Here is a 22,141-nt window from a genome sequence, read left to right on the forward strand (position 1 = left end):
TTGAAAACATGACAAAATCGAAAGAACAACATGTGCATGAAGTATTTGAGAGCATTTCAGAAAGCTACGATAAGATGAACTCAGTTATTAGCTTCCAGCAACATATTAAATGGCGCAACGATACAATGAAGCGAATGGCTGTTCAAAAAGGTTCAAAATGCTTAGATGTTTGTTGTGGCACAGCGGATTGGACAATCGCGTTAGCACAAGCTGCTGGTGAAGAAGGCGTTGTCAAAGGTCTAGACTTTAGTCAAAACATGTTGAATGTAGGTCTTCAAAAAACTGCAGCCATGCCACAAGTAGAGTTAATTCATGGAAATGCGATGGAACTGCCATTTGAAGATAATACATTTGACTTTGTAACAATTGGTTTTGGTTTACGTAATGTACCGGATTATTTGCAAGTATTACGTGAAATGCATCGTGTCGTAAAGCCAGGTGGTATGGTTGTATGTTTAGAAACATCACAATCTGAAATCCCGGGGTACCGCCAGCTTTTCCGCTTCTACTTCAAATATATTATGCCGATTTTTGGAAAGCTCTTTGCGAAAAGCTATAAAGAATATTCTTGGTTACAGGAATCAGCTAACGACTTTCCAGGTATGAAAAAATTAGCGCAAATGTTTAAAGATGCGGGATTAAAAAATGTAACATATAAAGCTTATAGTGGTGGGGCAGCCGCTGTGCATATGGGCTTTAAAAAAGAATAATAGTGAGAGTGGGTTTTGACGCGTGGAAAAGATGAAGCTAAAAATACTATACACTGATATTAAATCAGATATAGAAATCATCGAAAAAGAATTAGAAAATGCGCTAAGTTCATCTTCTCACTTATTGAATGATGCCTCACTTCATTTATTGCAAGCGGGTGGAAAACGAATTCGACCGGTATTTGCGTTACTAAGTGCGAAATTTGGTGACTATAATATCGAGCGAATGAAAAATATCGCCGTACCATTAGAGTTAATTCACATGGCATCATTAGTTCATGATGATGTCATAGATGATTCAGACATGCGTCGAGGTAGACATACGGTAAAAGCGCAGTGGAACAATCGTGTCGCGATGTATACAGGGGATTTTATATTTGCGAGAGCATTAGAATATGTCACAATCATTGAAAATCCCCATGCCCATCAAATTTTAGCCAAAACAATGGTTGAACTTTGTAATGGTGAAGTCATTCAAATTGAAGATAAGTTTCGTTTAAATCAAACGATTAAAGATTATTTCCGTCGTATTAAGCGTAAAACAGCCCTGTTAATTGAATCGAGCTGTGAACTAGGAGCAGTTGTTAGTGGAGCAGATGAAATAACGACACGACATTTAAAGCGCTATGGCTATTTCGTTGGGATGAGTTTCCAAATTATTGATGATATATTAGATTTCACGGCTACGGACAAGCAACTAGGCAAACCAGCAGGCAGTGACTTCATTCAAGGGAATATTACATTGCCTATATTATTGATGAAAGAAGATCCTCAAATCATGCCGTATATAGAAAAAGTAACAACGGGTGAACTGTCGGAAGAAGAGCGCCAAGCAATGTTGCAACTTGTACGTAAATCAAATGCGATAAAAGAAGCAACAAAAATTAGTAATTTATATTTAAAAAAGGCTTTAGCTGAAGTTGAAAAGTTACCAAACCATCCGACGAAGAAAAAATTACGAGATATTGCTTTGTTCATGGGTAAGCGAAAATTCTAGTAAATTAAGCAATATGCTAATATTTGTTGCAGTTTGAGCGCGTCTTTGGTAATATTTATCGGTAGGTGTAAACCTTTTACCCAAACTTAAGGAGTGTATAACAACATGGCAATCGAAAAAACATTTTTAATGGTTAAACCAGATGGCGTAGAACGTCAAGTAATCGGTGATATCGTTGACCGCTTTGAGCGTCGCGGTTTCGTATTACGTGGAGCAAAATTAATGGTTCCTACTCGTGAATTAGCTGAAAATCACTATGCAGAACACGCTGAGCGTCCATTCTTCGGTGAATTAGTAGACTTCATCACATCAGGTCCAGTATTTGGTATGGTTTGGGAAGGCGAAAACGTTATCCAATTAGCTCGTATCATGATGGGTGCTACAAAACCAGAAGATTCAGCTCCTGGTACAATCCGCGGAGACTACGCTGTAACTTTATCTCACAACGTAATCCACGGTTCTGACTCTTTAGCTTCTGCTGAGCGCGAAATCAACTTATGGTTCGGCGAAGGTTTAGCTGAATAATTGGAATGAATAAATAGTGTTCACTTTTAAAGTGGACGCTATTTTTTTACATAAATATATCAGAATAATGAAACTATTGTAACGGCAAAACGTATATAAAAAGAAAGGAGAGGATTAGATGGTTTTTTGGGGAGCAATTGTTATTATTTCTGCCATGGCTATTTTAACCGACACGTATACAAAAAATAAAAAAATAGAATTGAAAAGATTAGACAAGGAAATTGAATTAGAACGCCTTAAATTAGAAAACTATGATAAAGAGACAGAGAAAATGCGCTTAGAGTTAGAACATTCAAAGCAACAGTTGTTAGAAAATAGGAAACCTTCATAAATAAAGCAGAATGGTATTTCAGTTGCTGCGATAATCAGATATAATAGGTTTACGATATATGAGGGGACAGATGTGAATGTCAGATTACGAACGTTTCATAGATGGCATTAAACGTAAAACAGGAATTGATTTAGCACTTTATAAAGAAGCGCAAATGAAGCGCCGACTCACTTCACTGTATGAGAAAAAAGGTTTTAAAAATTTTGTGGATTTTCTTCAAGCATTAGAAAAAGACCGAGATTTAATGAATGAATTTTTAGATCGTATGACGATTAATGTTTCTGAGTTTTATCGCAATGGAAAGCGTTGGGAAGTATTGCAAAATAAAATTTTCCCAAAGTTACTTCAAACAAATAAGCGACCAAAAATTTGGAGTGCAGCTTGTTCGACTGGAGAAGAGCCGTACAGCTTAGCAATGGTGTTATCACATCACATATCATTATCTCAAATCGGTATTTTAGCAACAGATTTAGATGAGAATGTGATTCAAAAAGCAAAGCTCGCATTGTATCCAGAACGCTCTTTAGCAGAAGTCCCAAAAGATGTACAAGCAAAGTACTTCGAAAAAGAGGGCCAATTTTTTAAAGTGAAAGATGATATTAAACGAACTGTTACATTCAAAAAACATAATTTATTAAAGGATAATTATGAATCCAATTTTGATTTAATCGTTTGTCGAAATGTCATGATTTATTTTACAGAAGAGGCGAAAGATCAAATTTATGAAAACTTTAGTAAAGCATTGCGTCCAGGTGGTATTTTGTTTGTTGGCTCGACGGAACAGATTTTTAATCCAGCACGCTATGGTTTTGAAGTTGAGGATACATTCTTTTACCGAAAAAAATAATACTACAAAAATAATGCTCTGTATGTGTGTTGCGAAAGTTTGGGGAAGTATCTACTTTTCTGACGAATAAAAAAAGCGCTTTTCGTACAATTGGCGAAAGGCGTTTTTTTGTTTAACTTGACTCAGTGGAGGTTTCCCCCGGCTGAAGTAGGGGAACAAAGGCTAAAATCTGTCACGTCCTGTGACAACGCCTTTGTGATCAACATCGTGTTGAGCCAAGCCCCAGCGGATGTCACAGATTTTTTAAGGGAAGTTTTTCGAGCTCGCTCGAAAAAAATCTGGACGCAATTACGCTGGGGCGTAATTGATAATTGCTCGTGCATGCACAGTATTTCGCTTTAAATGTTCAGAATGTTCTAAAATGGCTGTGTATCCAGATGAAAATGATACTGATATTTGAATTGAAATATGTTATAGTGAAAAATACATACTTTAGCGAGTTGAAGGGAGAAAGTGTTTAATGCGATATTTAACAGCAGGTGAGTCACACGGACCACAATTAACTACAATTATTGAGGGGTTACCGTCACTATTGCCAGTGACTGCAGAAAAAATAAATTACGATTTAAAACGACGACAAGGTGGCCATGGCAGGGGGCGCCGTATGCAAATCGAAACAGATACAGTTGAAATTGTTTCAGGTGTTCGTCACGGAAAAACATTAGGGTCTCCAGTAGCACTAGTTGTAACGAATGATGACTGGAAGCATTGGACAAAAATTATGGGTGCAGCGGAATTGCCAGAAGATATTGATCCAGCTGAAATGAAGCGTCAAATTTCTCGTCCACGCCCAGGACATGCAGATTTAGTTGGTGGGATGAAATACGGTCACCGCGATTTACGCAATGTATTAGAGCGCTCAAGTGCCCGTGAAACGACGGTGCGTGTAGCAGTAGGTTCGGTTGCTAAAGCTTTATTAAATGAGCTAGGGATTTCGATTGTGGCACATGTGACGGAAATCGTAGGGATTAAAGCGAATACAGCGCTAGTTGAGGGCAAATCAGCAGATGAAATTCGCACGATTGTAGAGGAGGATGCTTGCTACTGTGTGGACCCAGAAGCATCAGCGAAAATGGTTGAAGCAATTGATGATGCGAAAAAAGCAGGTGATTCAATCGGTGGAATCGTTGAAGTAATTATTGAAGGGTTACCAGCGGGCATTGGCTCTTATGTTCATTATGATCGCAAATTAGATGGAAAATTAGCAGCCGCTATGTTAAGCATCAACGCATTCAAAGGTGTTGAATTCGGTATCGGCTTTGAAATGGCACGCAAAAAAGGCTCGGAAGTACACGACGAAATTGTATGGGATGAAGAAAATGGTTACACACGCACGACAAACCGTCTAGGTGGCTTAGAAGGTGGTATGTCTACGGGAATGCCAATCGTTGTACGTGGTGTTATGAAACCAATTCCTACGCTCTATAAACCGTTACAAAGTGTGGATATTGAAACGAAAGAACCATTTAAAGCAAGTGTTGAGCGTTCAGATAGCTGTGCAGTACCGGCAGCATCAATCGTGGCTGAACATGTTATTGCTTGGGAAATAGCGAGTGTTATTGTGGATCAATTCCACAGCGACCAATTCCCTCAATTAAAAGCACAAATTGATGCGATGCGTCAGTACACAAAGGAGTACTAAAATGAAAATTCCAGTTCGTACTGCATCACATTCGTATGTTGTGACGATTGGGAATGGCATATTACAAGATGTCGTACAATCGCATAAAGCACTGTTTGAAACTGCAGACAAAATCATTGTATTAACGGATGAATTTGTATGGGCGGAACAAAAAGAATATTTTGAAGCGAATTTCTCTTATTCCTTTGATGTGCTCGTCATGCCTGCAGGAGAACAATGCAAAAGCTTTGAAAATTATCATGTAACACAAACTTTTTTATTAGAAAAAAAATGTACACGTAAATCATTAATTATTGCATTTGGTGGTGGTGCTGTTGGCGATTTAGCAGGATTTGTAGCTGCGACCTATATGCGCGGTATTCCGTTTATTCAAGTGCCGACGACGATTTTAGCGCATGACTCTGCAGTTGGTGGAAAGACGGCAATCAATCATCCACAAGGGAAAAATATGATTGGTACTTTTTATCAGCCACAAGCGGTTATTTATGATACAAAGTTTTTAAAAACGTTAAGTGAAAAAGAAGTGCGCTCTGGCATGGCGGAAGTTATTAAGCATGCACTGATTTCCGATGCAAAATGGGTGGAAGAATTAGTAGAAGGTCATTCAATCACAAATTTACCGGAGCAGCTGTTAGGAGATTATTTAGCACAAGGTATTCAAGTAAAGGCCAACATCGTGGAACAAGATGAGACTGAACAATCGGTGCGCAAATATTTAAATTTAGGTCACACATATGGTCATGCGATTGAAGCGGCTGCAGGTTATGGAAAAGTCGCGCATGGCGAAGCGGTTATGATCGGTCTCATTTATTGTTTATTATTAAGTGAACGGTATGGGAAAATCGATCACGCCTTCACAAAGCGATTTTTACAATTTGCAATCGACAGTGGCTATCCGTTTGAAGCGGTTCATCAATTCACATTTGAACAGCTGACGGACTATTTATTAAAGGATAAAAAGGCGGACTATGGTGTGTTGCAATTTGTTTTGTTAGAAACAGTTGGGAAGCCGTTCGTTCAAAAAATAGAGTTAGATGAATGTAAAGAAATCGATGAACAGTTAAGACAATTACTATTGGAGGTGCAAGCATGATTCGTGGAATACGTGGTGCAATTACGATTGATGAAGATAGAGCTGAGTTAGTATGGGAAGAGACAGCTAAGCTTGTACAAGAAGTAGTGAAACAAAATAAAGTAGATCCTTCAGATATAGCTTCTGTTACCATTTCGACAACACCAGATATTCGCTCGGCATTCCCTGCGAAGTCTGTTCGTTCAATGGAAGGTTGGCAGTATGTGCCGATCATGTGTATGCATGAGATGGATGTACCGGGTGGACTTCCGCTTTGTATACGTGTGTTATTACATGTTAATACGCATACACCACAGCATGAAATTCATCATATTTACTTAAAAGATGCCGTTAAATTACGACCAGATTTAGTGAAATAACAGCCAATTAAGGGGAGAGATTCAAGGATGAAGTGGAAACAACAATTAAACGGGATGAAAGCTTATCAACCAGGTAAGCCGATAGAAGAAGTAAAGAAACAATTTGGATTAGATGAAGTTGTAAAACTCGCATCTAATGAAAATCCATTCGGTAGCTCGCCGAAAGTAAAAGCATTTTTACAATCAGACGCTTCGAATCATGCCATCTATCCAGATGGTTATGCACAAAACTTACGTACAAGCCTAGCAAAATTTTACGGGGTAGAAGAAGCAGAGTTAATTATCGGTAACGGTTCGGATGATTTAATCGCGATTATTACGCGTGCGTTATTATATCCAGGAGTGAATACAGTCATGGCTGATCCATCGTTTTCACAATACTGGCATAACGCGGAAATTGAAGGCGCGGAAGTACGAAAAGTTCCATTAAACGATGGCGTGCATAATTTAGATGCGATGCTTGAAGCGATTGATGAAAATACTTCTGTAGTGTGGGTTTGTAATCCAAATAACCCAACAGGAACAATTGTTTCAGATGAAGTATTACGTGCATTTTTAGCGGCAGTACCAAAAGATGTTTTCATCGTATTAGATGAGGCATACATAGAGTATGTCAATGATCCAACATATGAAGACACATTGCATTATTTCCGAGAGTATTCGAATTTAATATTATTGCGCACGTTTTCAAAAGCATATGGCTTAGCTTCATTCCGTGTAGGTTATGGAATTGCCCAAGCAGAAGTGATTGCGAAGCTCGATCCAGTGCGCGCACCATTTAACAATACAAATTTAAGCCAAAAGGTTGCGCAATTGGCTCTTGGCGATCAAGAATACATTGCAAGTTGCCGCGTAGCGAATGAAAAGGGCAAGCAGCAATTTGTCGCATTCTGTGAAGCGCAACGATTGAAATATTTCCCTTCTCAAACGAACTTCATCATGTTTGAAGTGAAGATGAGCAGTGAAGTTGTTTTTGAAGAAATGATGAAGCGCGGATTTATTATTCGTAGTGGGGCGGCGCTTGGCCTAGAAGGGTTTATTCGTGTAACGATTGGTACAGAACAGCAAAATGAAAGATTTCTACAATTGCTGGCAGAAGTTTTGAAAGAGCAAGGGGTTTTTGCATGACACGGAATGTTTTCGTAATCGGACTAGGGTTAATTGGTGGTTCTGTTGCATTAGCTCTGCAAAAGGCTCCGCATACGAAAGTGTTTGGTTATGATGCACATGAGCAAACAAGAGAATTAGCGAGCACATTAAATGTTGTACATGAAGTGGTAGAAGATCCTGTACAATTTGCTGAGCAGGCAGATGTTATTATTTTTGGGACACCCGTCAATATTACGCTCGATTTTATGGAGCAGTTAAAAAGTTGGAATTTAAAACGCAATGTCATTATTACAGATACTGGTAGTACGAAAGCCCGTATTATGGAAAAAGCGCTTGAATTACGAGAATTAGGTATCACCTTTATCGGAGGGCATCCAATGGCGGGCTCACATAAAAGTGGAATCACAGCAGCGAAGCCGTATTTATTGGAAAATGCTTATTATATGTTGACACCAACTGAAGGTGAAGAAATTGAACGAATTGCAGCGCTTGATGATTTATTAAAATTTACGCTCGGGAAAATGGTTGTAGTAGACGCCAAAGCACATGATCATATGACCGCTGTTGTCAGCCATTTCCCACATATCGTTGCGGCCTCATTAGTCCATCAGTTGAATTTTGAGAAAAAAGCATTCCCAATGACATCCTCTTTAGCAGCGGGGGGCTTTCGTGATATTACACGTATCGCATCCTCTAATCCGACATTGTGGCGAGATATTACGCTACAAAATCAAAAAGAGCTCGTTGGTCAATTGGATACGTGGTTAGAAGAAATGGGACGTGTAAGGCAGCTACTCGATCAAGGTGACGCGGAAGAAATTGAGCGCTACTTCTCTGATGCAAGAGATGTTCGTGATAAGTTGCCAATTGCCAATGGTGCTTTATACATGCCATATGATTTATATGTGGATATCCCAGATTATCCAGGGGTAATTTCTGAAGTGACAGGTTACTTAGCCGAAGAAAATATTAGCATAATAAATATTCGAATTGTTGAAACCCGCGTCGATGTGTTTGGTATTTTAGTAATCAGCTTCCAAACAAATGAAGACCGTGAACGTGCGGCAAAGTGCATCACACAAAAAGCAAATTATGATACGCATATATCTTAACGAACAACACATCTCGCTAAATAAACTTGCGAGATGTATTTTTTCTAGGGAGGAATTGTTATGAGTTCAAAAGTATTGCAATATAATGGACCGGCACTTCAAGGAGAAATTACAGTACCGGGTGATAAATCTGTTTCACATAGGTCTATTATGTTGGGTTCAATCGCACAAGGGAAAACAACTGTTTCCGGTTTTTTACTTGGAGAAGATTGTTTAGATACGATTGATTGTTTCCGAAAGCTCGGTGTTGACATACAAGTAGATGGAACGAATGTCGCGATTGAAAGTCCTGGCATGGATAACTGGCAAGAGCCAAGTGAAGTATTATATACCGGTAATTCGGGTACGACAACACGGCTCATGCTCGGCATTTTAGCAGGTACAAACGTGCATACGATTATGACAGGCGATGCATCAATTGGTAAGCGTCCTATGCGCCGTGTAACAGATCCACTCCGTCAAATGGGTGCGCAAATTGCAGGTCGAGAAAATGGCCAATATACACCGCTAGCTATTCAAGGAACAACTTTGCAAGCGATTGATTACACGATGCCGGTCGCGAGTGCACAAGTAAAATCCGCTATTTTATTTGCTGGTTTACGCGCACAAGGAACGACGATTGTGCGCGAAAGTGAAGTGTCCCGTGATCACACAGAACGCATGCTACGTCAATTTGGTGCGGCAGTTACCACAAAGCAAGGGGTCGTATCTTTTGAAGGCGGACAGCAGCTTACAGGCACGCATGTCGACGTTCCAGGGGATATTTCTTCTGCGGCCTTCTTTTTAGTTGCGGGAGCGATTGCGAAAAATAGCCGTATTACCTTGAAAAATGTCGGTGTGAATGAAACACGCAATGGTATCCTAGAAGTACTCCAAAACATGGGTGCAAAAATGGAAGTCGTAGTAGATGACGAACAAGCTGCGGAGCCAACAGCAACGATTACGATTGCAAAATCCGCTTTAAAAGGAACGACGATTGAAGGGGCAATTATTCCTCGATTAATTGATGAAATTCCGATTTTAGCGCTATTAGCAACTCAAGCTACGGGGAAAACGATTATTAAAGACGCAGAAGAGTTAAAGGTAAAAGAAACGAATCGCATTGATGCGGTTGTGGCGGAATTAAAAAAACTAGGCGCACAAATTGAAGCGACAAGTGATGGCATGATTATTGAAGGGCCTACAAAATTACACGGTGCCAGTTTAAAATCATACGGTGACCACCGAATCGGCATGATGGCAGCTATTGCAGCATTGGTAACAGACGGTGCAATCGAGCTGGATGATGCACAGTGTATCGCCGTGTCGTACCCAACGTTTTTTGAACATATTGATCAATTGAAAAACAAATAACCGAATAAAAAGTCATGTTGATGAAGATCAGGATGGCTTTTTACGCTACATACAACAAGATATACTTAATAGGTACTAGATATTAAAAATAGCAATACTAAATTGACAGTCGTTCAAAATCGGATTTTTACTTCAAAATCGATTCTTTTTCTTGTGATGCAAGGAAAGGTCATGTAGCATTAGAATGAAAAAGTAGGAAAAGGTGAATGACTAGATGAATGAATTATTACAAGCAATCCAAGAAGGAAACATAGAACAAATTGACCTTCTCCTAGAAACATTTTTAATAAATAGCGAGCCTTCAGAGCAATATGAAATTGCAGAAGCATTGATGCATTTTGGTTTTTTGAATGAAGCCAATCGTGTATTCGAACATTTGCAATTTTTATTCCCGGAAGAAGCTCAAATTGCGATAGATCAAGCTTCAGTTCTTATTGAAATGGGTGAAGAAGACGAGGCACTTAATTTATTAATGGGGGTAAGCGATGAAGCCCCCGAATACCCACAAGCATTATTAGTTCTTGCAGATTATTATCAAATGCAGGGATTATTTGAAGTAGCGGAGCAGCGTATTAATGAGGCGTTACAATTAATGCCAACAGAACCGTTATTACAATTTGCGAAAGCGGAACTCCTTTTTGAAACAGGGCGTTTTTCTGAAGCAGCTCGCATATATGAAGAGCTTTATACAGTAGATAAAAAATTTGCCGGCGTTTTATTGGCGCAAAGATTAGCGGAAGTTTATCGAGCAGGTGCGGGCTATGAAACGGCGCTTGAATATTATATGGAAGCGCTTGAAGAAGAAGTAACACCGGATTTACTATTTGGTTCGGGTTATGCTGCTTTCCAAATTCAAAAATATGATTTAGCGATTAAACAGCTGGAAGATTTAAAAGAATTAGATCCAGATTATTTTTCAGCGTATTTATTATTAGCGGATAGTTATGCCATGCAAGATGACAATGTCCGCGCACTTGCGGTAATAAAAGAAGGCATCAAGCGAGATGAGTATGACAAATCCTTCTTCTTATTTGCTGGGAAGATGGCGTTAAAAAATAGTCAACCGGATGAGGCAATCGGCTATTTGACGGAAGCAATTGCGCTGGATTCTGAGTACATGGAAGCAATTTTAGTGCTCATGTCAGTCTATAGTTCACAGGAAAGATATGACGATGTGCTCGAATTATTTGAACAGCTACAACAAAATGAATTTGAGTGGGTTTCACTATATCCATTCGTTGCACATGCGTATAATATAAATGAACAGTTCGAAAAAGCATATGAAATTTACAAACTTGCATATATTGAATTCAAAGACGACGTGGAATTTTTAGAGAAATATTGCTTATTCTTATTGGAAGATGGCAAGCAAGAGGAAGCAAGAATTGTTGCCGGACAGCTCGTGGAATTACAGCCAACTGACCAGCAATGGATTGATTTATTAGATCGCTTTGAATAGAAGGAGGATATAATGGTGACTTACTCCGTACCACTAAATGATAAGAAAGTATTCATTAAATGGTTCTTGAAAAATTTTCAATTAAAGCGCAGGGAAGGGGTATGGATTTTAAATTATTTGCTTAGTAACGATGAACTGCTAACAAATATTCATTTTGTTGATGATGCACATTATTGTCCAAGGGCCATTGTCATGTCGACTGTGGAAACAACCGCTATTCCATTCCGATTTTATAAAAAAAATATTATGACGTCCGATGCAGAAAAATCGTTTCATGATTTGCGGTTAAATCCGCAAGAATTAATGTATGTTCAATTAAATTTTCCGAATGTCCCACCAAGCCCTGTGTATTTGGCAGTTTTAGAAGAAAATCCATATATGCCAAAAGATTTAGTCATTCATGAAAAAGATCGTCTAGCCGCACAACGATTATTGGAAAACAGTGTGATGGCATTCCAAGAACAGCAACTTTTACGGGAAATTGATGATGCATTGGATGCTGGGGATAAAGAGAAGTTTTTTGAGCTATCGAACTTGTTGCAAGCTTTAAAGGTTGTCAATAAATAGCTTTATTCTAGCAAGTGAGAAATATAATCTTTGAGGGAATCCAAATAAAAGGACATTACCTTACGTAAATTCTAGTAAGAGATGTCCTTTTTGTCTAGGCAAAATAAGTACCAACAGCACAATCGATTTGTCTAGATAAGTTAAATAAAAGATTCTAATCTTATGATTTAAATGTTCTAATAAAACGTCTAATAAAGTATTTGCTAGTATAGGCTGGCTAAGCACATGAGGCGCACAGACAGTGTTTGCACAAATCTGTACGACTCATCTGTGTGCTTTATGCAAGGCCAGACCTGTATAAAGTTTTCCGTTCTAAAAGATCTTACTCAATCGAGTGTTCACTAAAAAAAACAGTTCAAAATGCATGTATACATAAAAAATGCCTTATTTTTTTGTGTGGACATGTATATAGAAAGAGGGATAATCAAATGAATTTTACCGTAAAGGATATTGAGCAATTTCAAACACAAAAACAATTTATTGATACAGCTATCGTGCCGTTAGTGCAATTAAACTTATTGGATGAAGGTATGAAACAAAGCAGTTCGGCTGTCGAGTATTTAATTACATTAACGATGTTTATCGAACAGCAGTTTAGAGGTAGAGTAATGTTAATGCCGCCATTTTCATATACAGACCGAACAAAAAATGAATTATTACCAATTCAATTGCAAGAAGAGTTACATAATACTGGTTTTAAATCTGTCATTTTTATTACATGTGATCATTCTTGGAAAAAGGATAATGAAGATTTGGACATATTATGGCTACCAGCAATACCCTTGGAATCAATGGATAAAACAGTAAAACAGCGCATTCTGGAAGACCAACTAAAGCAAATTATTCCGGTTTTAACAGAAGCTTGGGTATAATATGATTCCATAGTTTCATGAAATGTTCACAAAGTCGCCAAATGAAATGAAAGCGTTATTGACCAACCTATTTTCTTGATATATCATATATATGTCCTAGTTATTTACTATTTATAAAAGTATATGTCCGTTGGACTGACCTTTTAGTAAGAGGGGGGAAAAAAATGAGTAATAATCGAGTTACACGACGTCAATTTTTAACTTACACAATTACTGGCGTAGGTGGATTTATGGCGGCTGGTATGTTAATGCCAATGGTTCGTTTTGCAATTGATCCAGTTCTTCAGACGAAAGAAGAAGGGGATTTTGTATTAACGAGTCAGAAAATTGCTGAAATTACAGATGCACCAGTAAAGGTTGACTTTACGTTCGAACAAACGGACGGCTGGTATAAGTCAGATGTAACAGAAGCAGCATGGATATATCATAATGGCAATGAGATCGTAGCACTTTCACCTGTATGTAAACATTTAGGCTGTACTGTCAACTGGGAAGGTGACCCAGCGCATGCAAATCAATTCTTCTGTGCTTGTCATGCGGGACGTTACGAGAAAACGGGTGTAAACGTAAAAGGTACACCTCCACTTGGGCCGCTTGATCAATATGAAGTGGCAGAAAAAGATGGTTACTTAATGCTTGGGAAAAAAATCGCAAACACTTTCAGTTAATAAGTTAGGGGGTACGACACAGTGCTAAATAAAATTTATGATTGGGTCGATGAACGTTTAGATATTACTCCTATATGGCGTGATATTGCCGACCACGAAGTGCCAGAGCACGTTAACCCTGCACATCACTTTTCAGCATTCGTTTACTGTTTCGGTGGATTAACATTCTTCATTACAGTAATACAAATTCTATCAGGTATGTTCTTAACAATGTATTACGTACCAGACGTAGAAAATGCTTGGAAATCAGTTTACTATTTACAAAACGAAGTAGCATTTGGTGAAATCGTTCGTGGTATGCACCACTGGGGGGCTTCATTAGTAATTGTAATGATGTTCTTACATACGCTTCGTGTATTCTTCACTGGTTCATATAAAAAGCCTCGTGAGTTAAACTGGTTAGTAGGTGTAGGTATCTTTGCAGTTATGTTAGGTTTAGGTTTCACAGGGTATTTATTACCTTGGGATATGAAAGCGTTATTTGCAACGAAAGTAGGTATTGAAATTGCCGCTTCGATGCCATTTATTGGTGGAATGATTAAAACGTTGCTAGCAGGGGATGCAACAATCCTTGGTGCACAAACATTAACTCGTTTCTTTGCAATTCACGTATTCTTCTTACCAGCAGCATTATTTGCATTATTGGCAGTTCACTTTATTATGATCCGCCGCCAAGGTATTTCAGGTCCACTTTGATCTGATACTAACTGTATGATTTACTAAAGGAGGGGACACTATGCAACGCGGAAAAGGTATGAAATTCGTAGGCGATTCACGTGTAAAAGCGAATAATCGTATGCCGAATGTGCCAAAAGATTATTCCGAGTATCCAGGTAAAACAGAAGCGTTCTGGCCAGACTTTTTATTAAAAGAATGGATGGTTGGTGCTGTATTCTTAATTGGATATTTACTATTAACTGTCGCTCACCCTTCACCACTTGAAGGCCCGGCAGACCCAACAAATGCATCATATATTCCGTTACCGGACTGGTACTTCTTATCAATGTACCAATTATTAAAATATTCATTTGCATCTGGTCCATATAACCTTATCGGAGCAGCAATTATTCCAGGTATTGCATTTGGAACATTAGCATTAGCGCCATTTTTAGATACAACGCCAGAGCGTCGTCCATCTAAACGTCCATTACCAACAGCATTCATGTTATTAGCAGTAGCTGCACTTATTTATACAACTTGGGAATCTGTTGCAGCAACGAACTGGGAAGCAGTTAAAGCGCAAGGTGTTATTTCAGACAAGGATTTAGGTTTATTGCCTAATGTTGAAGTTGATGAAACTTCTGTAGGGTATGAAATATTCCAAGCACAAGCTTCTTGTATCGGATGTCATGGTGGTGATTTAGCTGGTTCTGCGTCAGCTCCAATGTTATTGGGCAACGAATTAACAGCTGAAGAAGTATCTGAAGTTATCACTAATGGTCGTGGTGGTATGCCAGCAGGAACATTTGGTGGTACAGATGAAGAGCTTCAAGTATTATCTGAATTCATTGCAGGTTTAAAAGAAAAATAAGCATGACGTGAGGGCCAGAGTTTTGGCTCTCTTTTTTAATTGCTAATAATGATTGTCCGTATATAATATAAGGACGAAGCGGATGTTAAAAAGTTGCGCAATGTACATAATAAATTTAACTTGATTCTGCTGAATCCAAGGGGAGCATTTTCTGCGAATGTATGAGAAAATGAAACTTACTTGAAACCTTTTTCGTATAAAGTAGAGGAGAATATAATGAAAGCATATATGACGCAGTGGTGGTATTTGATCAATCACAAAGCTTTTTTACTTTTACTATTAGTCATTAATATTTTAGGGACGATCTATGGATATTATTGGTATGGCAGTCAACTAGCTGATACAAAGCCGATTTTCTATATTTTCGTACCTGATTCTCCAACGGCAAGCCTCTTTTTCTGTTTTGTTCTTGTTGGATGGTTACTTGGAAAGCATTTTAAATTAATGGAAGTATTAGCTTTAATTACGTTAATTAAGTATGGGCTATGGGCGGTCGTGATGAATTTACTCACATTAGCTGAAACGGGTACATTAGGCGGGCAGGGATGGATGCTTGTTGCTTCACATTTTATGATGGCTGTGCAAGCTGTACTTTATTTACCGAAGTACCGATTTGAACTGTGGCATGTGATGGTTGCTGCTGTTTGGACGCTCCACAATGATGTGATTGACTATTTATTTGGTCAGATGCCATTTTATCGTGTAATCTATCAATATCCAAGTGAAATTGGTTATTTTACATTTTGGCTATCTATTGCATGTATAATGCTCGCTTTTTTAGAAAGTCGCAAGCGTGAATATTTGCAACGACTATAAAAACTATTTACTATTAACTTGATACAGCAGAATTCCTCTATTTTAAAAAGTGGGGATGAATGCTAGAAAACTCAATTCTATTTAGTGTGGTTTTAAAACCTAGCTGTATCAAGTTAAGCCCCGGCGGATGTCACAGATTTTTAAAGGAAGAAGGAAGTCAGCCTAAAAACGTCACATCGTGTGACAACGGCTGACTGACCCACGTCCTGTGGGCCCTCGAAAAAATCTGGACACAATTATGCCGAGGCATAATTGATTTATGAATTGTAAGAAATAGAAGGGAAGTTCAAAAAATGGGAATGTATATTGTTTACTTTGCGATTATTATGTTGCTACCGTTATACGCTCAAATGAAAGTAAAAAGTACGTATAAAAAATTCGCACAAGTACCAGCACAAAAAGGCATGACGGGAGCGCAAGTAGCACGTCAAATATTAGATCATCACGGCTTATCAGATGTTCGTGTCGTACCTACACAAGGGGTTTTAGCGGACCACTACAATCCGGCTACAAAAACGGTTGCTCTATCTGAAGATAATTACTATAATTCTTCAATTGCGGGAACAGCTGTTGCTGCGCACGAAGTAGGTCACGCGATTCAACATGCGGAAGCATATTCGTTTTTAACATTACGTGCAAAATTAGTACCCGTAGCAAGTATTTCGTCGAATGCGTCTTGGATCTTTGTACTGATCGGTATTTTAGCTACTAATCCAACGTTCCTTTTACTTGGTATCGCTTTATTAGCAGCAGGTGTTGTATTCCAAATCGTTACATTACCTGTCGAGTTTGATGCATCAAAGCGTGCAATGAATGAAGTTGTTTCATTGGGGATTATCGGAAATAATGAAGAACGTTCAGCACGTAAAGTATTAAATGCAGCAGCAATGACATATGTAGCTGCGGCTGCAGTAGCAGTTCTTGAGTTAGTACGTTTAATTTTAATTTATACAGGCATGAATAACTCGGACGACTAATCTACTAGAAAATAAAAAAAGGGTGTTAGGCATTTTAAATGCCTAACACCCTTTTGCTATTGAATTCAGCTTGCCCGGGGACATCTCGGACCGTTGAACAAATAAATAAATGATTTCCAACCAAGTAGATGCCCACCTAAAATAAACATTGGTATATTTAAAAGTAAATTCATTAATGCTAGGTCCTAATTTAGTGTAAAATATAAAATGAGTGTGATTCTATGCTTTAGTGTGAAAAATGCTATATACCTTATTATGTTTCATTTTTTGAATTTTGACAACAAGTAGTAAAATCGATACGATAAAAAGTAGCATTTTAAAATAATTAAAAAATAATTGTATACATAGTTGAAAAGGAGTTTTTTGTCATGACAATCAAAGTAGCAATTGCCGGTGCAAGAGGAAAAATGGGATTAGAAGCTGTTCATACAATAATGAAGCAAGACAACATGGAATTAGTAGCTGTCCTGGATTATAAAAATGGTGCGGCAACATTAGCGGGATTAGATTTATTCCCGAATCATTATACAGCTCCGATTTTTACTAATTTTGAGCAGTTAGTTGCACAAACAAATCCAGATGTATTTTTAGATTTAACGAGTCCTGAATCTGTATATGAACATACGAAGCAAGCATTACAATATAATGTTCGTCCTGTTGTTGGTACGACAGGTTTTACAGAGGAACAGCTTGAAGAATTAACTGATTTAGCAAATGACAAGAATTTAGGCTGTATTATTGCGCCAAATTTCGCAATTGGAGCGATTTTAATGATGAAATTTGCGAAAGAAGCTGCCAAGTATTTCCCTGATGTTGAAATTATTGAAATGCATCATGATAAAAAGTTAGATGCTCCGTCCGGTACAGGCATTAAAACAGCTCAAATGATTAGTGAAGTTCGTGCGGAAAAACAGCAAGGTCACCCGAACGAAAAAGAAACACATACAGGTGCTAGAGGAGCCAATTATGATGGCATGCATATCCATTCTGTTCGTTTACCAGGTTTAGTGGCACATCAACAAGTACTATTTGGTGGAAATGGTGAATTACTAACAATTCGACATGATTCATTAAATCGTGAAAGTTTCATGGGCGGAATTACGCTTTGTATAGAAGAAGTGATGAAAAGAGAAACATTAATTTACGGTTTAGAAAATATTATTTAAGAAATGGAATGAATCCCATGAAAATTGCATTAATCGCACATGATCAAAAAAAGGATAATTTAATTCAATTTGCAATCGCATACCGTGATATTTTAGCGCAGCATCAGTTATATGCAACGGGTACGACAGGTACAATGATTCATGATGAAACAGGACTGCCAATCACGCTATTTCGTTCGGGACCTTTAGGTGGGGATCAACAAATTGGGGCAATGATTGCAAATGATGAGATGGATATGGTGTTTTTCTTCCGTGATCCATTAACGGCACAGCCACACGAACCAGATGTGATGGCGCTCGTTCGATTATGCGACCTTTACCATATTCCATTAGCAACGAATATGGGCACGGCAGAAATTATTCTAAAAGGTTTACAAGAAGGTTTTGTTGATTGGAGAAAGCTGCAAGAGCGCAGACAATAAGCAAAGCATTTCACTTGAAAGTTAGAAAGGAAGAAGAGGCGAATGAGAAAATTAAAAATTGGTATTACATGCTACCCTACAGTTGGTGGTTCAGGAGTCATTGCAACTGAACTGGGTAAAATGTTAGCTGAACGTGGACATGAAATTCATTTCATTACATCGAGCGTACCGTTCCGATTGAATAAAATTTATCCAAACGTCTTTTTTCATGAAGTGGAAGTAAATAATTATTCGGTTTTTCAATATCCACCGTATGATATTGCTCTTGCTAGCAAGATGGCGAATGTTATTAAGGATGAACAATTGGATATTTTACATGTACATTACGCCATTCCGCATGCAGTGTGCGCGGTTTTGGCACGTGACATGAGTGGCGAAAATATTGGCATTGTAACAACACTTCACGGAACAGACATTTCTGTTTTAGGTGAAGATTCAACGCTTGCACCGGCGATCAAATATGGAATTGATCAATCAGATGCGGTAACGGCCGTTTCGAATTCATTAAAACAACAAACGTATGAATTGATTGATACGAATGTGCCGATTGATACGATTTATAATTTTGTCGATGGCAATGTGTTTCGTCCAGTAGATACAGGTAATTTAAAAGAACAATTTGGCATCCGCAAAGAGGAACGTGTCATTATTCATATATCGAACTTTAGAAAAATAAAAAATTTACCCGATGTTGTAGAATCCTTCCTCAAAATTCGTGAGGCAATGCCGGCCAAACTATTATTAGTTGGGGATGGACCTGAAAAACAACGCGTATTGGAAATTGTCAAAGAATCCCCATATGAGTGTGATATTTTATTTTTAGGGAAGCAAGAAAATATAACTGAGTTATTTGCAATTAGTGATTTGAAGCTATTGTTATCAGAAAAAGAATCGTTTGGCTTAGTTTTACTGGAGGCAATGGCTTGTGGTGTTCCTGGAATAGGTACGGCAATTGGAGGAATTCCAGAAGTGATTGAACATGGGGTGAATGGCTATTTAGTCGAGCTTGGTGATACAGACACCGTAGCAAACTATGCGATCGAATTATTAAAAGACGAAGAGAAATTGGCCTCATTCCGTCAATCTGCACTTGATGCAGTCCAATATAAATTTCATCAAGATTCAATTATTGAACAGTATGAACAAATTTATGAACGATTGGCGGCAGCAAAATGAAGTTTCCAAAACAATGGCAATCTGCAACTGATGTCATTACAAAGATAGAGAATGCCGGTTATGAAGCATTTATCGTTGGTGGCGCCGTTCGCGATTATTATTTACAAAAGGACAGTTCGGATGTGGATGTTGCTACTAGTGCATTACCTCAAGAAGTGCAAGCCATATTTACACAAACAGTTGATGTCGGAATTGATCATGGAACTGTTTTAGTGCTTGATTGTGGAGAGCCAATTGAAGTCACAACGTACCGCACAGAATCTACATATAGCGATCATCGTAGACCAGATGAAGTGAATTTCGTACGGGATTTACCAGAAGATTTAAAACGTAGGGACTTTACGATGAATGCGATGGCGCTTCGTAATAATGGAGTGTTCATCGATTTATTTAATGGACGCCAAGATATTGATGCCAAAGTGATTCGAGCGGTAGGGATTGCGGCAGAGCGTTTTCAGGAAGATGCACTGCGTATGTTAAGGGCCATTCGATTTAGTGCACAAATGGACTTTTCTATTGAAGAAAATACGTTCAATGCGATACAAGAGCATGTAGCGTCAATCAAATTTATTGCAATGGAAAGAATCCAGGTGGAGATTTCAAAAATTTGGACTGCACCAAATCCAGTACGAGCGATTCATTATATTCAATGGGCAGGGCTGGATAATTATTTACCAGGTGAATTTGATGCGATTGAATGGGAGCAGTTTCAGACGGCGAACCGACAAGTGGGCTGGGCTTATTTTTGTTTAGTGAATGGGCAGGACGTGTCACTATTATCCGCGTATCGTTGCTCAAATAAAGATAAGCAATTTGTGAAACAAGTGTTGCATGCGTATGACAAATTACAAAATGAAGGTTGGCAACAAATCGATTACTTATTATTTGAGTTGGAAATTTTGCAAACAGCACACCAATTTGCAACGTGGCAATATGTCCCGACACCGATTTCTTTTGACCAAATTGAAAAAGCAAAGCACGCATTGCCAATCCAACATAAAAGTGAACTTGCCATTAGTGGAAAAGATTTATTGCAATGGACTTCCCAAAAAGCCGGACCATGGTTGCAAGACGCATTACAAGCTGCAATAGTCGCAGTTGTCAATGGACAAATAAAAAATGATAAAGAACAGTTAAAGGGATGGTTTCATGCGTTTAACAATGAAGGATGAAATATTGCAACGTTTTTTGAAGGCAAATGGTGAGCCAATTTCTGGGCAGCAACTTGCGGATGATTTTCAAGTGTCACGTACTGCAATTTGGAAACATATGCAAACGCTCCAACAGGAAGGCTACGAATTTGAAACGATTAAAAAACGTGGCTATCAATTATTGAATGTACCTGATAAAGTGGATGTTGGTCAATTAAAGCAACTATTAAATACAGAGCGTTACGGCCAAACCATTCATTATTTTGATAAAGTGGATTCGACACAGCTCGTTGCCCATGAACTCGTTCGTGCAGGGGCAACAGATGGCACGATCGTTATAGCAGAACAACAAACGACTGGCCGTGGGCGTATGTTGCGTGAGTGGGAGTCAACGGAAGGGAAAGGGATTTGGATGACAATCATTATTCGTCCAACGATTCCACCACATCAAGCACCTCAATTTACGCTTGTGGCAGCTGTTGCGATTGTGAATGCTATGAAGGCGCTATACAAAAACTTTACACCCGAAATTAAATGGCCAAACGATATTTTGATTAATGGGAAAAAATCGACAGGCATCTTGACAGAAATGATTGCTGAAGCCGATCAAGTGCAAGCGTTATTAATTGGCATTGGCATTAACGTCAATCAGCAAATATCCGATTTTCCTGAGGAGCTTCAGTCCATTGCCACATCGGTTTCGATTGGCGAAGGGGAACAAATTGATCGGGTCCAACTAGTAGCTAATGTTTTGAAGTTTTTGGAGAATTATAGCGATCATTATGTCAAACATGGCTTTCAATTTATTAAAGAACTGTGGGAAAAGTCTTCTGGGACACTTGGTAAGCAAGTAAAAGCGACAAGTTTGCGTGAAGTTGTTGAAGGGGAGGCCATCCGAATAACGGAAAATGGTGTGCTCGAAATTCGCCAAGCAAACGGTGAAATTAAAGGCGTTTATTCTGCGGATATTGAAATTTTAGGTGAATAAGAAACGATGCCACGGAATCATTGTGTGGCAGTTGTAAATAAATTAAATACTGTACGTTTTCTTCTAAACTTGCTATAGTGATTTTAGGACAATATCTAATTATTGGAACCTTAAGGGATCCACTAGAATTGTACCTATTTTGCAAGACGAGTAAAAGATAATCAAATATCTGCCTTGATCTGTATGGACAGGGACGGAAGAAAACACGCGTTTAAAAAGTTTTTTCACGTATGACGCTACCCTTCTGTTTAATTTTAGATAGAAGGGTA

General features: G+C 38.5%; 24 protein-coding genes and 1 pseudogene. 24 read left to right on the forward strand and 1 reads right to left on the reverse strand.

Going from position 1 to position 22,141, the window contains the following annotated elements; all coding sequences use genetic code 11:
- Positions 1–8 precede the first annotated feature (8 nt).
- From MHI10_RS06430 to MHI10_RS06520, 19 genes are all read left to right on the forward strand, one after another.
- Positions 9–710: a demethylmenaquinone methyltransferase gene (locus MHI10_RS06430; RefSeq protein WP_340783972.1), complete on the forward strand. Its 702-nt coding sequence runs from the start codon at positions 9–11 to the stop codon at positions 708–710.
- Between the two features lie 22 nt (positions 711–732).
- Complete coding sequence (hepT, locus tag MHI10_RS06435) at positions 733–1,707, forward strand: heptaprenyl diphosphate synthase component II (protein WP_340783973.1); 975 nt, start codon at positions 733–735, stop codon at positions 1,705–1,707.
- A gap of 105 nt (positions 1,708–1,812) precedes the next feature.
- On the forward strand, positions 1,813–2,232 hold the full coding sequence (gene ndk / locus MHI10_RS06440) for a nucleoside-diphosphate kinase (protein WP_340783975.1): 420 nt from the start codon (positions 1,813–1,815) through the stop codon (positions 2,230–2,232).
- Positions 2,233–2,350: 118 nt separating this feature from the next.
- Entirely contained in the window at positions 2,351–2,563 is a 213-nt protein-coding gene (locus MHI10_RS06445; protein ID WP_340783976.1) for a hypothetical protein, read from the forward strand.
- Positions 2,564–2,639: 76 nt separating this feature from the next.
- Positions 2,640–3,410, forward strand: coding sequence for a CheR family methyltransferase (locus MHI10_RS06450; protein WP_340783979.1), 771 nt, complete (start codon positions 2,640–2,642; stop codon positions 3,408–3,410).
- Between the two features lie 460 nt (positions 3,411–3,870).
- Positions 3,871–5,052, forward strand: a complete 1,182-nt coding sequence (gene aroC, locus MHI10_RS06455; protein WP_340783981.1) for a chorismate synthase — start codon at positions 3,871–3,873, stop codon at positions 5,050–5,052.
- A gap of 1 nt (position 5,053) precedes the next feature.
- Positions 5,054–6,145 (forward strand): 3-dehydroquinate synthase, encoded by a 1,092-nt coding sequence (gene aroB / locus MHI10_RS06460; protein WP_340783982.1) that lies wholly within the window; start codon positions 5,054–5,056, stop codon positions 6,143–6,145.
- A complete protein-coding gene (aroH, locus tag MHI10_RS06465) occupies positions 6,142–6,504 on the forward strand; it encodes a chorismate mutase (RefSeq protein WP_340783983.1) in 363 nt (120 codons plus the stop codon). Before aroB ends, aroH begins: the two co-directional genes overlap by 4 nt.
- Positions 6,505–6,531: 27 nt before the next feature.
- On the forward strand, positions 6,532–7,632 hold the full coding sequence (hisC, locus tag MHI10_RS06470) for a histidinol-phosphate transaminase (protein WP_340783985.1): 1,101 nt from the start codon (positions 6,532–6,534) through the stop codon (positions 7,630–7,632).
- On the forward strand, positions 7,629–8,726 hold the full coding sequence (locus MHI10_RS06475) for a prephenate dehydrogenase (RefSeq protein ID WP_340783988.1): 1,098 nt from the start codon (positions 7,629–7,631) through the stop codon (positions 8,724–8,726). Before hisC ends, MHI10_RS06475 begins: the two co-directional genes overlap by 4 nt.
- A 60-nt stretch (positions 8,727–8,786) precedes the next feature.
- A complete protein-coding gene (aroA, locus tag MHI10_RS06480) occupies positions 8,787–10,079 on the forward strand; it encodes a 3-phosphoshikimate 1-carboxyvinyltransferase (protein ID WP_340783990.1) in 1,293 nt (430 codons plus the stop codon).
- A gap of 214 nt (positions 10,080–10,293) precedes the next feature.
- Positions 10,294–11,538, forward strand: coding sequence for a tetratricopeptide repeat protein (locus MHI10_RS06485; protein ID WP_340783991.1), 1,245 nt, complete (start codon positions 10,294–10,296; stop codon positions 11,536–11,538).
- 15 nt (positions 11,539–11,553) lie between these two features.
- On the forward strand, positions 11,554–12,105 hold the full coding sequence (locus tag MHI10_RS06490; protein ID WP_340783994.1) for a ReoY family proteolytic degradation factor: 552 nt from the start codon (positions 11,554–11,556) through the stop codon (positions 12,103–12,105).
- A gap of 428 nt (positions 12,106–12,533) precedes the next feature.
- Positions 12,534–12,977: a YpiF family protein gene (locus tag MHI10_RS06495; protein ID WP_340783997.1), complete on the forward strand. Its 444-nt coding sequence runs from the start codon at positions 12,534–12,536 to the stop codon at positions 12,975–12,977.
- A gap of 164 nt (positions 12,978–13,141) precedes the next feature.
- Positions 13,142–13,645, forward strand: a complete 504-nt coding sequence (locus MHI10_RS06500; protein ID WP_340784000.1) for a ubiquinol-cytochrome c reductase iron-sulfur subunit — start codon at positions 13,142–13,144, stop codon at positions 13,643–13,645.
- Between the two features lie 21 nt (positions 13,646–13,666).
- Entirely contained in the window at positions 13,667–14,341 is a 675-nt protein-coding gene (gene qcrB, locus MHI10_RS06505) for a menaquinol-cytochrome c reductase cytochrome b subunit (protein ID WP_099423059.1), read from the forward strand.
- 40 nt (positions 14,342–14,381) lie between these two features.
- Positions 14,382–15,176: a menaquinol-cytochrome c reductase cytochrome b/c subunit gene (locus MHI10_RS06510; RefSeq protein WP_340784004.1), complete on the forward strand. Its 795-nt coding sequence runs from the start codon at positions 14,382–14,384 to the stop codon at positions 15,174–15,176.
- A 216-nt stretch (positions 15,177–15,392) separates the two neighbouring features.
- Entirely contained in the window at positions 15,393–15,992 is a 600-nt protein-coding gene (locus MHI10_RS06515) for a DUF1405 domain-containing protein (RefSeq protein WP_340784006.1), read from the forward strand.
- A gap of 293 nt (positions 15,993–16,285) precedes the next feature.
- Complete coding sequence (locus tag MHI10_RS06520) at positions 16,286–16,969, forward strand: zinc metallopeptidase (protein WP_340784007.1); 684 nt, start codon at positions 16,286–16,288, stop codon at positions 16,967–16,969.
- Between the two features lie 89 nt (positions 16,970–17,058).
- On the opposite strand, the pseudogene MHI10_RS21395 reads toward MHI10_RS06520, so the two are convergent.
- Positions 17,059–17,187 (reverse strand): annotated as a pseudogene (locus tag MHI10_RS21395) (YitT family protein); the annotation flags it as partial.
- A gap of 150 nt (positions 17,188–17,337) precedes the next feature.
- Here MHI10_RS21395 and dapB point away from each other — a divergent pair.
- From dapB to MHI10_RS06545, 5 genes are read left to right on the forward strand one after another with little or no spacing between them, the layout of a single operon-like run.
- A complete protein-coding gene (dapB, locus tag MHI10_RS06525; protein ID WP_340784009.1) occupies positions 17,338–18,135 on the forward strand; it encodes a 4-hydroxy-tetrahydrodipicolinate reductase in 798 nt (265 codons plus the stop codon).
- A 17-nt stretch (positions 18,136–18,152) separates the two neighbouring features.
- Complete coding sequence (mgsA, locus tag MHI10_RS06530) at positions 18,153–18,557, forward strand: methylglyoxal synthase (RefSeq protein WP_340784011.1); 405 nt, start codon at positions 18,153–18,155, stop codon at positions 18,555–18,557.
- 42 nt (positions 18,558–18,599) lie between these two features.
- Positions 18,600–19,733, forward strand: coding sequence for an N-acetyl-alpha-D-glucosaminyl L-malate synthase BshA (bshA, locus tag MHI10_RS06535; protein WP_340784012.1), 1,134 nt, complete (start codon positions 18,600–18,602; stop codon positions 19,731–19,733).
- On the forward strand, positions 19,730–20,905 hold the full coding sequence (locus MHI10_RS06540) for a CCA tRNA nucleotidyltransferase (RefSeq protein WP_340784013.1): 1,176 nt from the start codon (positions 19,730–19,732) through the stop codon (positions 20,903–20,905). Before bshA ends, MHI10_RS06540 begins: the two co-directional genes overlap by 4 nt.
- Positions 20,883–21,872, forward strand: a complete 990-nt coding sequence (locus tag MHI10_RS06545; protein ID WP_340784017.1) for a biotin--[acetyl-CoA-carboxylase] ligase — start codon at positions 20,883–20,885, stop codon at positions 21,870–21,872. Before MHI10_RS06540 ends, MHI10_RS06545 begins: the two co-directional genes overlap by 23 nt.
- The last annotated feature ends 269 nt before the right edge of the window (positions 21,873–22,141 follow it).

Origin of the sequence: Solibacillus sp. FSL K6-1523 (assembly GCF_038005225.1) — a bacterium.
In the GTDB taxonomy this organism is placed as follows: domain Bacteria; phylum Bacillota; class Bacilli; order Bacillales_A; family Planococcaceae; genus Solibacillus.

Coding starts and splice junctions, on each gene's coding strand:
- hisC (WP_340783985.1), top strand. CDS start 6,532: ATGAAGTGGAAACAACAATTAAACGGGATGAAAGCTTATCAACCAGGT.
- MHI10_RS06500 (WP_340784000.1), top strand. CDS start 13,142: ATGAGTAATAATCGAGTTACACGACGTCAATTTTTAACTTACACAATT.
- aroA (WP_340783990.1), top strand. CDS start 8,787: ATGAGTTCAAAAGTATTGCAATATAATGGACCGGCACTTCAAGGAGAA.
- aroH (WP_340783983.1), top strand. CDS start 6,142: ATGATTCGTGGAATACGTGGTGCAATTACGATTGATGAAGATAGAGCT.
- MHI10_RS06540 (WP_340784013.1), top strand. CDS start 19,730: ATGAAGTTTCCAAAACAATGGCAATCTGCAACTGATGTCATTACAAAG.
- MHI10_RS06545 (WP_340784017.1), top strand. CDS start 20,883: ATGCGTTTAACAATGAAGGATGAAATATTGCAACGTTTTTTGAAGGCA.
- MHI10_RS06520 (WP_340784007.1), top strand. CDS start 16,286: ATGGGAATGTATATTGTTTACTTTGCGATTATTATGTTGCTACCGTTA.
- MHI10_RS06515 (WP_340784006.1), top strand. CDS start 15,393: ATGAAAGCATATATGACGCAGTGGTGGTATTTGATCAATCACAAAGCT.
- mgsA (WP_340784011.1), top strand. CDS start 18,153: ATGAAAATTGCATTAATCGCACATGATCAAAAAAAGGATAATTTAATT.
- MHI10_RS06430 (WP_340783972.1), top strand. CDS start 9: ATGACAAAATCGAAAGAACAACATGTGCATGAAGTATTTGAGAGCATT.
- bshA (WP_340784012.1), top strand. CDS start 18,600: ATGAGAAAATTAAAAATTGGTATTACATGCTACCCTACAGTTGGTGGT.
- MHI10_RS06485 (WP_340783991.1), top strand. CDS start 10,294: ATGAATGAATTATTACAAGCAATCCAAGAAGGAAACATAGAACAAATT.
- MHI10_RS06445 (WP_340783976.1), top strand. CDS start 2,351: ATGGTTTTTTGGGGAGCAATTGTTATTATTTCTGCCATGGCTATTTTA.
- MHI10_RS06475 (WP_340783988.1), top strand. CDS start 7,629: ATGACACGGAATGTTTTCGTAATCGGACTAGGGTTAATTGGTGGTTCT.
- aroB (WP_340783982.1), top strand. CDS start 5,054: ATGAAAATTCCAGTTCGTACTGCATCACATTCGTATGTTGTGACGATT.
- ndk (WP_340783975.1), top strand. CDS start 1,813: ATGGCAATCGAAAAAACATTTTTAATGGTTAAACCAGATGGCGTAGAA.
- dapB (WP_340784009.1), top strand. CDS start 17,338: ATGACAATCAAAGTAGCAATTGCCGGTGCAAGAGGAAAAATGGGATTA.
- aroC (WP_340783981.1), top strand. CDS start 3,871: ATGCGATATTTAACAGCAGGTGAGTCACACGGACCACAATTAACTACA.
- MHI10_RS06450 (WP_340783979.1), top strand. CDS start 2,640: ATGTCAGATTACGAACGTTTCATAGATGGCATTAAACGTAAAACAGGA.
- MHI10_RS06510 (WP_340784004.1), top strand. CDS start 14,382: ATGCAACGCGGAAAAGGTATGAAATTCGTAGGCGATTCACGTGTAAAA.
- MHI10_RS06495 (WP_340783997.1), top strand. CDS start 12,534: ATGAATTTTACCGTAAAGGATATTGAGCAATTTCAAACACAAAAACAA.